This is a genomic window from Stenotrophomonas bentonitica (assembly GCF_013185915.1).
GTDB classification, from domain to species: domain Bacteria; phylum Pseudomonadota; class Gammaproteobacteria; order Xanthomonadales; family Xanthomonadaceae; genus Stenotrophomonas; species Stenotrophomonas bentonitica.
Genome location: NZ_JAAZUH010000004.1, coordinates 14,697 through 28,720 on the forward strand (window position 1 = coordinate 14,697; position 14,024 = coordinate 28,720).

The window sequence follows — 14,024 nt, forward strand, 5'->3', positions numbered from 1 at the left end:
GTTCCTGCCCCGATGTACGGTGAATTCAGTCTCTACGGTGTGTTCGTCCCGACCCTGCTCGGGCTGATGCTGCTGGCCTACCTGCTCAAGAGCGGGCTGCGCCTGGTCCTGCAGCGCACCGGCGCCTACCGCCACATCTGGCACCCCGCCCTGTTCAACCTGGCCGTGTACGTGATCGTGCTCGGCGGGTTGTTTTCCCTGATGCGTTGGATGCAATCGTGAACAAGATCCTCAAGCACACCGTCCCGGTCGTCCTGACCGGGGTTGCCGTCATTGCCGCACTGCTGGTGCTGCGCCACCTGTGGTCGTACTACATGGATGAGCCGTGGACCCGCGACGCGCATGTCAGCGCCGACGTCGTCCAGGTAGCGCCGGACGTGTCCGGCCTGGTCGAAGCGGTCAACGTGGCCGACAACCAGCCGGTGAAGCGCGGCGACGTGCTGTTCGTGGTCGACCGCGCGCGCTACCAGATCGCACTGGAGCAGGCCCAGGCAACGCTGGGCGAACGCAACGCCACGCTGCAGCAGCTGCGTCGCGAGATCGCGCGCGACCGCAGCCTGCAGGACCTGGTGGCCGCCGAAGATGCCGAAGTGCGCCGCGCCAAGCTGCAGGCCGCACAGGCCGCGGCGGCCACCGCGCAGGCGGCGGTGGACCTGGCCACGCTCAACCTGGCCCGCACCGAAGTGCGCAGCCCCAGCGACGGCCACGTCAACGACCGTACCGTGCGCGCCGGCGACTATGTCACTGCCGGCCACCCGGTGATGGCGGTGCTCGACACCGGTTCGTTCCGGGTCGATGGCTACTTCGAGGAAACCCGCCTGCGCGGCGTGCACGCCGGGCAGAAGGTCGACATCCGCCTGATGGGCGAGGCGCAGCCGCTGCAGGGCCACGTGCAGAGCATCGCCGCCGGTATCGAGGACCGCTACCGCAGCGAAGGCTCCAGCCTGCTGCCGAACGTGACCCCGGCGTTCGACTGGGTGCGGCTGGCCCAGCGCATCCCGGTGCGCATCCATATCGACAGCGTGCCCGACGGCGTGAACCTGATCGCCGGGCGCACCGCCACCGTCACCATCGAGCCGGACACCGCCCCGGCCACGCCGGCACACCCGGCACGGGCGGCACTGTGAGCCGCCCGGCCCTGCACCGCATCGGCCTGGCGCTGGCCCTGACCAGCCTGGCCGCGTGCCGCACGGTCGGGCCGGACTATGCGGTGCCGGCCGGCGCCGCCTTCCAGCGCCCGGACGCCAACGCTGCTTTCATCGACACCGGCAACGCGCAGATGGCGCCCGGTGCCGAGCTGCCGGCGCGCTGGTGGGAGCTGTACCAGGACCCCACCCTCAACGGGCTGGTCGAGCAGGCGCTGCGCGACAACGTGGAACTCAAGGTCGCCGACGCCAATCTGCGCCGTGCCGCGGCCGTGTACGAACAGGCGCTGGACGCCGGTGGCTTCGAGTACGAAGCCGAGGCCGGGGTCAGCCGCGCGCAGCTGTCGGCCGAGTCGTTCCTGCTCGAGCACGAGCTGCCGCCGATCAACCTGGCCGACGGCAAGTTTGCCGTGTCCTACCAGTTCGACCTGTTCGGCAAGCTCAAGCGCGCCTCCGAGGCGGCGCGGGCCGACGAGCAGGCCACGGCAGCGGCCATGGACCTGGCCCGGGTGTCGCTGGTGGCCCAGGTGGCCGGCAGCTACGTGGAGATCTGCCACGCCAACCACGAGCTGCACGTGGCCGAGCATTCGCTGCAGCTGCAGCAGCGCAGCCGCGAGGTGACCCAGCGCCTGATCGATGCCGGGCGCGGCACGCCGCCGGAGCTGGCGCGTGCCAACGCGCAGGTGGCGATGCTGGAAGCAGCGCTGCCGCCGTTGCGCGCGCAGCGCCAGGCGTCCGAGTACCAGCTGGCGGCCCTGCTCGGGCAGACCCCGGGGCAGATTCCCGCCGGCGTTTCCGATTGCAGCGCGGCGCCGACCCTCGCCCGGCCACTGCCGGTGGGCGATGGCCGCGCGCTGCTGCAGCGCCGCCCGGATATCCGCCAGGCCGAGCGCCGATTGGCTGCTGCCACCGCGCGGATCGGCGTGGCCACTGCCGAGCTGTACCCGGACATCCGCCTGGGCGCCTCGCTGGGCGCAGCCGGCCTGCTGGCCGACTTCGGCGAACCGCTGACCCAGCAGTGGTCGATCGGTCCGCTGATCTCGTGGACGCTGCCGTCCTCGGGCACCCACGCGCGCATCCACGCCACCGAAGCCGGTGCCGACGCGGCGCTGGCCGAATTCGACCACAGCGTGCTGCAGGCGCTGCGCGAAACCCAGACCGCTTTGAGCCGCTATGCGCACGACCTGCAGCGGGTGCAGTCGCTGCAGCAGGCACAGAGCCAGGCCGCGCTGGCTGCCGACCAGAACCGGCGGCTCTACCAGGGCGGGCGCACGCCGTACCTGGCGAGCCTGGACGCCGACCGTACCCTGGTCAGCGCCGACGCGACCCTGGCGCAGGCACAGGCGCAGGTCTCGCGCGACCAGATCCAGCTGTTCCTGGTGCTGGGCGGCGGTTGGAATGTCGACAAGGACTGACCCCATGCTGCTGCTGGACCGCCAGGCGTGGCTGTTTTCGGTGAAGACCTTCCTGGCCGCGCTGGCCGCGCTGTACATCGGCCTGGCCGGCAACCTGTCGCGCCCGTACTGGGCGATGGCCACGGTGTACATCGTGACCCAGCCGATGCTGGGCCCGACCCGGGCCAAGGGCGTGTACCGCATCGTCGGCACCCTGATCGCCGGTGCGGCCACGCTGTGGATGCTGCCGCACCTGGTGGAAACCCCGCTGCTGCTGAGCGCGGCGATGTCGCTGTGGCTGTCGGCGTGCCTGTTCATCGCCCTGCTCAACCGCGGCCCGCGCGGCTACGCGTTCCTGCTGGCGGGCTACACCACTGCCTTCATCGGCTTCCCGGCGGTGACCTCGCCGGACACCATCTTCGACACGGTGGTGGCGCGCAGCGAAGAGATCATCCTGGGCACGGTGGTGGCGGTGCTGTTCGCCTCGCTGTTCTTCCCGAGCTCGGCGCGACCGATGCTGCGCGCGCGGATCGGCAGCTGGATGGGCGATGCGGCGCAGTGGTGCCGGCAGATCCTGCTGCGCGGCCAGGCGCACGCCCCGCGCAACCGGCTGGCCGCCGACCTGGTGCAGTTCGAAGCGCTGATCGAATTCATGCGCCGCGACGACCCGCGCCATGCCGGATCGTCGGTATCGATGGAACGCCTGCGCGAACGCATGCTGCTGATGCTGCCGGTACTGTCCTCGATTGCCGACCGGCTGGGTGCGCTGCGTGCCGGTGGCCGCGCGCTGCCGCCGGGGCTGGAGCCGCTGGTGCAGGACATCGCGGAGTGGCTGGAACAACCGGGCCGTGCCGACAACGCCGACCATGACGCGCTGCGCGCGCGCATCCTGGCGCTGAAACCGGCGGTGGACGGCGAGCTGGACCACCTGTTGCTGGTGACCCTGCTGCTGCGGCTGGAGGAGCTGGTGGACCTGTGGCAGGACTGCGCGACCCTGCAGGACGCCATCGAGCACGGCAGCGCCCCGCGCGATACCGCCCACTACCGGGTGCGGGCCGAACGCATCGGCGATGCGCGCCACGTGGACTACGGCATGGCGCTGTTCTCGGCGGCCAGTGCCGGCGTGGCGCTGATGACCTACTGCGCGCTGTGGATCGGGCTGGGCTGGGAAGGCGGCGGCAACGGCGCGATGATGGCGGCGGTGGCCGCTGCGTTCTTCGCCGCGCAGGACGACCCGGCGCCGAGCATGCTGCAGTTCCTGCTGTGGGCGATCGTGGCCAGCGGCGTTGCGGCGGTGTACCTGTTCGGGGTGTTCCCGGCGGTGCACGACTTCGGTAGCCTGGCGCTGGTACTGGCGGTGATCTTCCTGCCACTGGGCCTGCTGCTGCACCGGCCGAAGACCGCGCTGATCGGGCTGCCGCTGACGGTTAACCTGGTGGCGCTGCTGAATGTGCAGAACACCTACAACGCCAACATCCAGAGCTTCATCAATTCTTCGGTGGCGATGTTCATCGGGATTGGGTTTGCGGTGGTGATGACCCGGGTGTTCCGCTCGGTGGGGGCGGAATGGACCGCGCGCCGCCTGGTCCGCCAGGGCTGGGTGACCCTGGCCGAGGCCGCCGAAGGCCGTGGCCAGCAGGACCGCCAGCGGTTCGCCGCGCGCATGCTGGACCTGCTGGGCCTGCTCGCGCCGCGTCTGGCGGCCACCCCCGAGGGCAGCGACATCGCTTCGGTGGACATGCTGACCGAGGCGCGCATCGGCCTGAACATCCTGCAGCTGCGCCGCGCCCGGCACGGCCTGCCGGCGGCCAGCATGCAGGCCATCGAGACCATCTTGGACGACGTGGCCGCGCACTACCGGGCCCAGGTCGCCCAGCGCCGGCCCCTGCCGGCCCCGCCGGCGTTGCAGGCCCGGCTGGAGGCGTCGCTGCAGCGGGTGCAGACCGTGGACGCCGGCAAGGCCCGCGACGAGGCCCTGATGGGCGTGCTGGGCCTGCGCTATGCGCTGTTCCCCGAGCAGCTGGCGGTCACACAGGGCGGAGTATCCTGACGCCCTGCATTCCTGCATGGCACAAGGTGAAACTTCGATGAGTTATGACGTGATGGTGTTCGACCCGGCCGTGGCGCCGCGCGAAGTCGAAGCGTTCCTGCAGTGGTACGACGCACAGACCGAGTGGAACGAGAAGCACGAGTACGACGACGCAGCCGTCTCGGTGGCGGCGCTGCAGGCGTTCTTCGCCGAGCTGGCCGAAGACTTCCCGCCGATGGACGGTCCGCTCTCGGATGACGAGGATGATCGCCCGCAGGTGAACGACTACAGCATCGGCACCCATGTGATCTACGCCTCGTTCGACGACGAAGTGGCCGAAGACGCGCACGGGCAGGTGCAGATCCTCGCCAACAAGCACGGAGTGGGCTTCTTCGACGTGAGCGGCGACGGCGCGATCGTGTACCCGGACGGCACCGTGCTGGTTCCCGGGGAAGTGGAAGAAGGCGAGTAACGTTGCGTTGTGGAGCCGGGCAGAGCCCGGCTCTACCCGAACAGGTCGCCCTGGGTCGGTGCTTTCGACCCCGCCCCCAACCTGACCGCCAGCCCGGACAACCGGCTGGCGTGGCGCGCCAGCGCTTCCTGCACCACCTCCGCACTGCCCAGTACATGCAGTGCCCGGCGCGCCCGGGTCATGCCGGTGTACACCAGCTCGCGCGACAGCACCCGGTTGTCGCGCCGCGGCAGCTGCAGCCACACCTCGTCGAACTCCGAGCCCTGCGCCTTGTGCACGGTCATCGCGAACGCGCTTTCATGCGCGGGCAGCGCGGCCGGGTGGAACGCGCGCGGGTGTTCCGGGCTGTCGCCGGGGAACCAGGCCAGCACCGCGCCTTCGCTGCTGCGCAGGCACAGGCCGATATCGCCGTTGAACAGGCGGTGCCGATAGCTGTTCTCGGTGATCAGCAGCAGCCGGCCGTGGAAATAGCGCGGCCCACCGCCCGGCCGCGCGCTGCCGGCCAGCGCCGCTTCGATGCGTTCGTTGAGGCCGCGCGCACCCTGCGGCCCTTCGCGCAGCGCGGTGAGCAGGCGCAGCTGGCCGGCCTGGGCCAGCGCCTGCGCCGGGTCCGCCGCCTCGCCGAGTCCGCGCCAGTGCGCCAGCAGGGTCTGCCGATGCTGCTGCAGCGGGTCCACCTGGTCTTCGTGGAAGTGCACGCCGGCCAGCTGGCCGTGCCGCAGCAGCTCCAATGCACGGGCGCTGTCGCCCACGCGCACCGCAGCCGCAAGTGGCGCCAGGTCCAGCGCGTCGCTCTGCCGGTAGCCGCGCTGCAACTGTACGCGACGGCCGGCGAACGGCAGCGGCGCAGCCAGCGGCTGCAACGCGGCCGGCGCCAGCAGCGGGCGCAGCGCAGCGGCATCGTCGGCCTGGGTGCCCAGACCGTCGCCACTGGCCTGCAGCACCGCGCTGAGCACGTCGCCAGCTTCCACCGACGGCAGCTGGTCGGGGTCGCCGAGCAGGATCAGCCGGGTGCCGTTGGCAACCGCCTCCACCAGCTTGGTCATCAGCGGCAGGTCGATCATCGACGCTTCGTCCACCACCACCACATCGAACGGCAACGGGTTGTCGGCGTGATGGCGGAAGCGCGGCGAATCGGGAATCACCCCGAGCAGGCGATGCAGGGTGGCGCCGGTGGTGGGCAGTGCCTCGGCCAGTTCGGCGGCCACCCCGACCAGGCGCAGCCGCTGCAGGGCCAGGCGCAGGCTTTCGGCCATGCGCTCGGCTGCGCGTCCGGTGGGGGCGGCAAGCGCCACCCGGGGCAGCGCGGCGTCGGCCTGCTGCGCCTGTGCGGCCAGCAGCACCAGCAGGCGCGCAATGGTGGTGGTCTTGCCGGTGCCGGGCCCGCCGGTCACCAGCACCAGCGGGTGGCGCAGTGCCACCGCTGCGGCACGCGCCTGGTGATCGATGCCCTCCAGCGCCTGCGGGAACAACTGTGCGAACAGCGGCGCCAGCGCCGCCGGGTCGTGCGCGGGCAGCGGTTGGCTGGCAATGCGCTGCAGGCCCAGCGCCAGCCGCCGTTCGTATTCGCGGTAGCGGCGCAGGTACAGCAGGCCGTGTTCGAGCACGAGCGGTGCATCGGCGGCCGCATGGTCGTCGCGTGCCGGCGTATCCACCCACGGCGAGGCGCGCAGCTGCGCGATCCAGTCGCCGGGCAGCGGCCAGTCCAGGTCGGCATCCACCAGCCGCCGGGGCTGCTGCGGGTCCAGCCCGGCGTGGCCCTGCGCCACCGCCAGCGAGGCCAGCGCGGCTGCGGCGAGCACCGCGTCGGGCGTGTCCGGCTGCAGTCGGCGCAGGCTCTGCGCCAACGCGTGGTCCAGGGTGCGCAGGGTGCCCTGCTGCAACAGCGCGGCGAGCAGGCTCATGCGTCACCCCGCGCGCGTGCCACCAGCCCGGCGTGGGCGTCGGTGCCGCCTGCGAACAGCGCGTCCATCGCCTCCACCAGCGCCGGGTCGAATCGCTGTGCATGCACGCCCGGCGCGTCGGCGCGGCCGGCCTCGAGCCCACGGCAGAACAGGTAGCGGATGCCGCCCATGTCGCGCGCCAGGTCGTAGCCGGCGCCGAGCCGGAAGCGCAGCCAGCGGTGCAGGGCCACGGTGTAGATCAGCGCCTGCAGGTCGTACTCGCTGTGCTGCATGGCCTCGGCCAGGCGCGCGGCGTCGTAGCCAGGGAGACGGTTGGATTTGTAATCGAGCACGTACCAGCGTCCGTCGCGCACGTAGGTGAGGTCGATCTTGCCGGTCATCAGCCCTTCCAGCAGGCGCCGGGTACCAAAGCTGCGCCGGTCGCGCACCAGCCCATGCCGGTGCAGCAGCTGCAGCAGCGCTGGCACGGCGGTGGCCTGCATGGCGAAGTGGAACTCGATCTCGGCGCGACGGTCCTGCGCGGGCAGGCTGCACAGCGCGCCGCCTTCGGGCAGTTGCACGGTCAGGGTCTGCCCGACCAGCGGCACCAGCACTGCCACGCCATCGTCCAGGTCGGCGTCGGCATAGCCTTCGGCGCGCAGCGAGTCGCGCAGCACCCCGGCCTGTTCCGGCGGCGCCGCATCGCCCGCGTGCCAGTCGGACCAGCGCGCGAAGTCGGTGTTCTCCAGCGCATCGTGCAGCACGTTGCCGAAGCGGCTGCCCATGAAGCGCGGATCGATCTCCGGCTGCGGTTCGCTCGGCGCCAGCGGCTCGACCTCGAGCGGCAACTCGCCGCCGGCCGGTTCGTCGGCGGCCGGGGCCGGCGCTTCGGTGGCCATCGCGTCGGTGTCGTGGCCGGCATCCGCGTTGGCCAGCTGGGTAAAGCTGTACACCCACCAGTCGTGCGGCACCCGCCGGGTGACCGCACGCACCGGCGGCAGGTCGCCTTCGCGCTCCACCGGCAGCTGCGCCGGGCGCGGCTCCCCGGGGCCTTCGATCACCTGGATGTCCGGGTTCGCCCGCAGCGCATCGAGGTCGGACAGCATCGGTGCCAGCCGGGTCTTCGCCAGTCCGGCGAGGTCGCCGGCCGCGATCCACAAGCCATGCTCGGCGCGGGTCAGGCCCACGTACAGCAGGCGCGCGTCTTCGGCCTCCTGCTCCTGCGCGGCGCGCGCGCTGGCCGCGCTCCACGCCTCGTCGCGCTCCAGCTTCCAGTGCAGTTCGCGGCGGCCGTCGGCGTACACCGTGCAGTTGGCATCGGTGTTGGCGCCGCCACTGCCGATGCCGACGAAGGGCAGGAACACCAAGGGGTACTCCAGCCCCTTGCTCTTGTGCAGGGTGATGATCTGCACCCGGCGCGCGTCCGATTCCAGCCGCAGCAGCTGCTGTTCGTCGTCCTGGTCGGCGTGCGCCATCTGCACCTGCAGCCAGTCCAGCAGGCCGTGCATGCCCAGCGCCTGGCCGGCCGCCTGCTGCAGCAGTTCACCCAGCTGCAGGTAGTTGGTGAGGCGGCGTTCGCCATCGAGCAGGCCGAGCAGGCGTTCGGCATGTTCGGCGCACAGGTCGGCGATGACCGCGAACGGTCCGCCGCGCAGCCAGCGTTCGCGCCACAGCAGCAGCCGGGTCTGGAACGCGCGCTGCGGGTCGCCGTCGCGTTCCATCGCGTCGATCGCCGCGGCGTTCTCGCCGAGCAGCACGGTCGACAGCGCCGCGCGCAGGCGGCCCTCGTCGGCCGGTTGCAGCAGCGCCAGCAGCAGCACGCGCAGTTCGCGTGCCTCGGCAGTGGCGTACAGGCTCTGCTTGCCGGCGGCCACCGCTGGAATGCCGACCGCACTCAGCGCCTGCTGGATCCGGGTGGCTTCATGGTGGCGGCGCACCAGCACGGCGATGTCACCCGGCTGCACCGGCGCGCCGCGCAGCAGCGCGCGGCCCTGCCGGCCTTCCAGCAGCACCTGGTGGATCGCCGCCACGCAGGCGTCGGTGGCCTGCTGCCGCGACGGGTCGGCCTTGAGTTCGGCACCGTCGTCGCTGCGCAGCAGGCGCAGGGTCAGGCCCGGTGCGGGCTGGTCGTCGCGCAGGAAGTCGGCGTCGCTGCGGGTGCTGCCGGGCAGTACCGGCTCGAAGGCGATGTCCGCTTCCAGGAAGGCGCGTTCGCCCGCCGCGTCGTACAGCGCCTGCAGCGCGCGCAGCACGCCGGGCCGTGAGCGGAAGTTGCGGTTCAAGGCGGGCGCGGCGACCGCCTCGCGCTTGGCCTTGAGGTAGGTGTGGATGTCGCCGCCGCGGAAGCCGTAGATGGCCTGCTTGGGATCGCCGATCAGGAACAGCGCCGGTTCCAGTCCCGCCTCGCGGGTTTCCGGCGAATCGCCGAACACGCGCTGGAAGATGCCCCACTGGCGATCATCGGTGTCCTGGAATTCGTCCACCAGCGCGATCCGGTACTGCGCGCGAAGCTGCCGGACCAGCGCCGCGCGGTGCGGGCCTTCCAGCGCGGCGGCGACGCCGTCGATCAGGTCGTCGTAGGTCTGCACCCGGCCGACCCGCTTCAATTCGTCGAGACGCGCGCGAGCCTGGCCGCGCAGGTCGTGCAGCAGCAGCAGCGCCTGCTGGCGCAGCCACTGGTCATGGCTGTCGGCGGCCTGCCACCAGGTCTGCAGCGCGTCGAACAGCGGCGAGGCCGGGCACAGGCCCTGCTGATCCTCTTTGCAGAAGCCGAGCAGTGCCACCGGCAGCAGCTTGCCCAGGTGCAGCTTGTCGCTGCGCGGCCAGCTGCGCGACGCGCGGCCGGCGAACAGTTCGGCGAAGGCCTTGTCGAAGCTCGGTCGACGTGCGCGGCGGCCGTCGAAGATCTTGCGCTCGAAGGCGTTGGCGATGCTGGCCTGGGCGTCTTCGGCATGCGCGTCGATCGCCAGCGCGAGTGCCTCGGCGGCGTCCTGCAACGCGTCACTGGGATCGTCCAGCCGATGCACGGGCACGGGCGGCAGCAGTGGCAGTGGTTTGATCAGCGCCGACAGGTCGCGTGCCAGCGCGTCCGGATCCGACCACAACCGGGTCAGCGCATCGACCCGTGCGGGGTCGTTGGCGTGCACCCGCCACAGGTCGGCACCGAGCTGGTCGTGCAGTTCGCGCTCGCTGGGCAGCAGGGTCGGCGGGTCGAAGGTGTGGCCGCTCTCCAGCGCGTGTTCGCGCAGCACCCGGGTGCAGAAGCCATGGATGGTGAAGATCGCGGCGAGGTCGATCTCGTCGGCGGCGGTCTGCAGGCGCTGCGCCAGCGCCGCCGGGGTTTCTCGGCCGCGATCCAGTTCGCGCTGCAGCAGGTAGCGGGTGAGCTGCGCGTCGGGCGCTTCGTCTTCAGAGGGCGCGCGCGCCAGCAGCTGCGCGGCCAGGGCCAGGCGCTCGCGGATGCGCTTGCGCAGTTCCTGTGTGGCGGCGTCGGTGAAGGTCACTGCGAGGATCTGGCCGATGCGGTAGCCCTGTTCCACCACCAGCCGGGTGAACAGCGTAGCCAGGGTGAAGGTCTTGCCGGTGCCCGCGCTGGCTTCGATCAGCCGCACGCCGTCCAGCGGCAGGGACAGGTACGGATCGTGCTGCAGGTCCAGGTCGCTCATGCCGGCGCTCCTTCGTCGGTGAAGCCCTGGAACACCCGGCCCTCGCGCACGGCGCAGAACACCCGGAAGCTGGTCTGCAGCAGCTGCTGGTAGCTGTCCGGGTCGGCGAACGGGTCGCGCCCACGCAGGGCCAGCTGCAGGGCGTCGCCGGTGGCCTCGCCCCAGCGGCGGTCGCCGCCATGCCATTGCGCCCAGCCCTCGGCTTCGCGCTTGGCGGCCGGGGTGCGGTACAGCGTCCACGCGGTGTACGGGCCATACAGCAGCGGACCGCGCAGTCCTTCGCCACGCAGCTGCAGCAGGGTCTGCAATGTGGCCTTCGCGGTGGCGGCCGGCAGCGCGGGCAACACGTGCGGCCCTACCCCGTCGTCGCCACCGTCGTGGAACTCGACCAGCGGCAGGGCGTCACCGGCGGCATTGGCCAGCAACCAGTCCAGCCCGTGGCGGATCGCCGCCGGGCCGTTCAGGCCACCGGCGCGCAGGCGCACGATGCCCTGCGGGTGGATGTCGTCGACCCGGCCGTGCAGGCGCACGCCATCGATCTCCACTTCGTAGCGGCGGCTGTCGGCGGTACTGTCGCCGCGCCACTGCGCCAATGCCAGCGCATAGGGGCGGGTCTGCGCCTGCAGCGCCTGGAACTGGCGTTCGCCGAGCGCACCCGATGGCAGCAGCGCGCGTGCGCGCAACCGTGCATACAGCGGCGTGTCATCGCCTTCCAGGGTCGCCTCGATCACCGCATGCTGCAGCAGGCGCTGCTCCAGGCCCCGTCCGGCCAGCACCAGCGGCTCCAGGTCCTCGGCCGTTCCCAGCTCTTCCGGCAGGCGCAGGCCCAGCCGCTGCGACAGGAACTGTCCGGCCGGGTCGGTGAGGAAGCGGCGCAGCGCGTCCAGCGACAGCTCCGGCGCGGCGTCCTCCGGCAACGGCGCCAGCGGCTGCTGGAACCATGCCGGCGGTGTGCGCCGTACGCTGCCGAGCGAGCCTGCCGCCGGGTGCCACTGCTGGCGGTAACTGAAGCGGCGCGGTTCGTCGCCTCCGCCGAACGCGGCCGGCGAGAACGGCTGCAGCGAATGGCGCACGGTGAACTGCTTCACTGCGGCCGGTGGATCCTGGTGGTACTCGGCGGCGGCGTCGATCAGTTCGCTGACCAGCACCGACGGTTCGCGCACGCTGCCGTCGCGGGGGTCTGCGCCCAGGTAGCTCAGGTAGAACACGTCCTGCGCCGAGGCGAACAGCTGCAGGAACAGGAAGCGGTCGTCCTCGCGCAGCGAGCGGTCGCCGTGCCGGCGCTTGTCGGTGCCCAGTTCGGCGGTGAGCTGGTTGAGCCCGGCGGCCGGGTCGCGGCGCGGGAAGTCGCCGTCGTTGAGCCCAAGTACGCAGATCACCCGGAACGGCAGCAGCCGCATCGGCACCATCCGCCCGAAGCTGATGCCACCGGTCAGCAGCGGCGCGCGGGTGTCGGCCTCGCCGAGCACCCCGGCGAAGTGCGCGCGTACCACCTCCGGCGGAACCGGGGCGTTGAAACCGGCGCGTTCGGCCTCGCGGGCGAATTCGTTGATCAGCTTGCGCAGCCGCTCCAGCGCGCGCTGGCTGCTGGCCGCTTCCGGGGTCTCCGGCAGCAGCGCGTCGAGCAGGGCCAGCAGGCGCTGGCGCCACTGCGCCGGGGGCAGTGCATCGCCCAGCGCGCGCTGGTAGCGCGCCAGCACCCGCATCAGCGCGAGCAGGCGGTCCAGCGCGTCCAGCGCGCTGCCTTCCAGCTCCGGCCACGGCGCCACGCCGGCGATGTCGCCGTCGCTGCCGCTGGCATGGCCGAGCAGCAGGCGGTCCAGCGCGAACTGCCAGGTGTAGGCGTCGTCGTTCGGCGCCCGGTGCTGCGCGCGGTGGCTGGCATCCAGGCCCCAGCGCGCGCCGGCGGCCTGCAGCCAGTCGTGCAGGCGGTCGAACGCGGCTGCGTCCAGGCCAGCGGCTTCGGCCAGCGGCGCGCTGGCCAGCAGGTCCAGCACTTCGTTGAGGCCGAAGCGCGACACCGGCAGCCCGAGCAGGTGCACGAACACGTCGGCCAGCGGTTCGCCGGTGAGCGGACTGGTGTCGGCCAGCGCGTAGGGAATGTGGTCCTCGCCACCGCTGCGGCCGCCGAACACCGCCTCCAGGTACGGCACGTAGGGATCGATGTCCGGTGCCAGCACCGCGATATCACGCGCCTGCAGCGGCGGGTCGAAGCGCGGGTCCTGCAGCAGCGCACGCAGCTGGTCGTGCAGGACCTGCAGTTCGCGCAGGCGGGTATGGCAGGCGTGCACCTGCAGGCTGGGGTCGTTGCGCAGCAGCTGCGGGCGCAGCGCGCCTTCCGGCGCGGTGCGGCGGTGGAACAGGTCGCGCTGCAGGCGGTGCAGCAGGCTGTCGGCGAGGCCGCCGTGGGCCATGTCCGCGCGGGTGTCGTCTTCGGGATCGTCGTAGGCGGCGATCTCGCCGGAGGGGTGGACCACTTCGTAGCTGCCCAGCACCGCCATGAAGTCGCGCCCGGCCGCACCCCACGCCTGCAGCAGGCGGTTCTCGTCGGCGCCGCTGCCGAACGGGTCGGCCGCGCCGCTGCGCAGGCGCCCGCCCAGGGTCTGCAGGTCGCCCCAATACGAACGGGTGGGCGTGGGCATGTAGAAGTGCAGCGTGCCCACGCGCGCCTGGGTGGCCACCACCCGCAGCACGTCCGGCGACACGTTCAGGGTGGCAAACGCGAACAGGCGCGGCGGCAGCCCCGCCGGCAACGGTCGCCCGGCGCCTTCGAACTGCTCCAGGTAGGCGTGGATGCGGCGGGCGCGGTACTGGTGGCCGCTGCCGATGCGCCGCCACAGGATCGCCTGCGGGTCGTGCGGGTCGGCACCGGCTTCCCAGCGCAGCAGCCAGTCGCGGCGCCACGCCTGGTACTTCTCGAACACGGCGGCCAGCTCGCCGGCCAGCGCCCACGGCTTGAGCGGGTCCGGTTGGGACAGGTAGGCCTGCAGCGCGCGCAGCGGCGGCTGCGCCATCAGCGCCGGGTCGGTCAGCGCTGCGTAGACCTTCCAGTGCAGCGCGGCGGCGGTGAGATCGTCATGTTCGCCGGGCACATTGGCGTTCAATGCCCGCGCCACGAACTCGCCCGGGGTCAGGAACGCCAGGTTGGCGGCGATGCCATACTCCGCCGCCAGGGTGGACTGCAGCCAGCGCCGCATCGCCACCTGGGGAATCAGCACCACGTCCGGTTCGAGGATCGACTGCCCGGCCACCGGCTCGCGCAGCGTCCTGGCCAGCAGGGCGGCCAGCACATCGAGCGAATTGGAGTGGTACAGGCGGAAGTCTGAAGCGGGGTCGGTCATCGCGGCAGTGTGCCGCAGCGCGGCGCCGATCTCGACCCTCTTTGATATGGACGACGGTGGATGTCGCCCGCGGCCTGCTTTTCGAGATCGCCCGA

8 protein-coding genes are annotated in these 14,024 nt (G+C 71.8%); 5 read left to right on the plus strand and 3 right to left on the minus strand.

Translation table 11 applies throughout. The features are described from left to right. Positions 1 to 12 precede the first annotated feature (12 nt). From HGB51_RS17920 to HGB51_RS17940, 5 genes are read left to right on the plus strand one after another with little or no spacing between them, the layout of a single operon-like run. A complete protein-coding gene (locus HGB51_RS17920; RefSeq protein WP_017354740.1) occupies positions 13 to 222 on the plus strand; it encodes a DUF1656 domain-containing protein in 210 nt (69 codons plus the stop codon). Continuing rightward, positions 219 to 1,127, plus strand: a complete 909-nt coding sequence (locus HGB51_RS17925) for an efflux RND transporter periplasmic adaptor subunit (protein WP_070208309.1) — start codon at positions 219 to 221, stop codon at positions 1,125 to 1,127. Before HGB51_RS17920 ends, HGB51_RS17925 begins: the two co-directional genes overlap by 4 nt. Continuing rightward, positions 1,124 to 2,560: an efflux transporter outer membrane subunit gene (locus HGB51_RS17930; RefSeq protein ID WP_070208308.1), complete on the plus strand. Its 1,437-nt coding sequence runs from the start codon at positions 1,124 to 1,126 to the stop codon at positions 2,558 to 2,560. The genes HGB51_RS17925 and HGB51_RS17930 overlap by 4 nt, the downstream gene beginning before the upstream one ends. 4 nt (positions 2,561 to 2,564) lie before the next feature. Beyond that, positions 2,565 to 4,589, plus strand: coding sequence for an FUSC family protein (locus tag HGB51_RS17935; RefSeq protein ID WP_070208307.1), 2,025 nt, complete (start codon positions 2,565 to 2,567; stop codon positions 4,587 to 4,589). 37 nt (positions 4,590 to 4,626) lie between these two features. After that, complete coding sequence (locus HGB51_RS17940; RefSeq protein ID WP_070208306.1) at positions 4,627 to 5,040, plus strand: hypothetical protein; 414 nt, start codon at positions 4,627 to 4,629, stop codon at positions 5,038 to 5,040. Between the two features lie 32 nt (positions 5,041 to 5,072). Here the strand turns inward: HGB51_RS17940 and recD are convergent, their stop codons facing one another. Genes recD through recC form a run of 3 tightly spaced genes read right to left on the minus strand, consistent with a single transcriptional unit; the run spans position 5,073 to position 13,929 of the window. Then, positions 5,073 to 6,944: an exodeoxyribonuclease V subunit alpha gene (recD, locus tag HGB51_RS17945; RefSeq protein ID WP_070208305.1), complete on the minus strand. Its 1,872-nt coding sequence runs from the start codon at positions 6,942 to 6,944 to the stop codon at positions 5,073 to 5,075. Beyond that, entirely contained in the window at positions 6,941 to 10,588 is a 3,648-nt protein-coding gene (gene recB / locus HGB51_RS17950) for an exodeoxyribonuclease V subunit beta (protein WP_070208304.1), read from the minus strand. Before recB ends, recD begins: the two co-directional genes overlap by 4 nt. Further along, a complete protein-coding gene (gene recC / locus HGB51_RS17955) occupies positions 10,585 to 13,929 on the minus strand; it encodes an exodeoxyribonuclease V subunit gamma (protein WP_070208303.1) in 3,345 nt (1,114 codons plus the stop codon). The genes recB and recC overlap by 4 nt, the downstream gene beginning before the upstream one ends. Between the last annotated feature and the right edge of the window lie 95 nt (positions 13,930 to 14,024).

Bases quoted from the DNA above. Each gene is read 5' to 3' on its own strand.
- HGB51_RS17920 (WP_017354740.1), top strand. From the start codon at position 13: ATGTACGGTGAATTCAGTCTCTACGGTGTGTTCGTCCCGACCCTGCTC.
- HGB51_RS17935 (WP_070208307.1), top strand. From the start codon at position 2,565: ATGCTGCTGCTGGACCGCCAGGCGTGGCTGTTTTCGGTGAAGACCTTC.
- HGB51_RS17940 (WP_070208306.1), top strand. From the start codon at position 4,627: ATGAGTTATGACGTGATGGTGTTCGACCCGGCCGTGGCGCCGCGCGAA.
- recD (WP_070208305.1), bottom strand. From the start codon at position 6,944: ATGAGCCTGCTCGCCGCGCTGTTGCAGCAGGGCACCCTGCGCACCCTG.
- recB (WP_070208304.1), bottom strand. From the start codon at position 10,588: ATGAGCGACCTGGACCTGCAGCACGATCCGTACCTGTCCCTGCCGCTG.
- recC (WP_070208303.1), bottom strand. From the start codon at position 13,929: ATGACCGACCCCGCTTCAGACTTCCGCCTGTACCACTCCAATTCGCTC.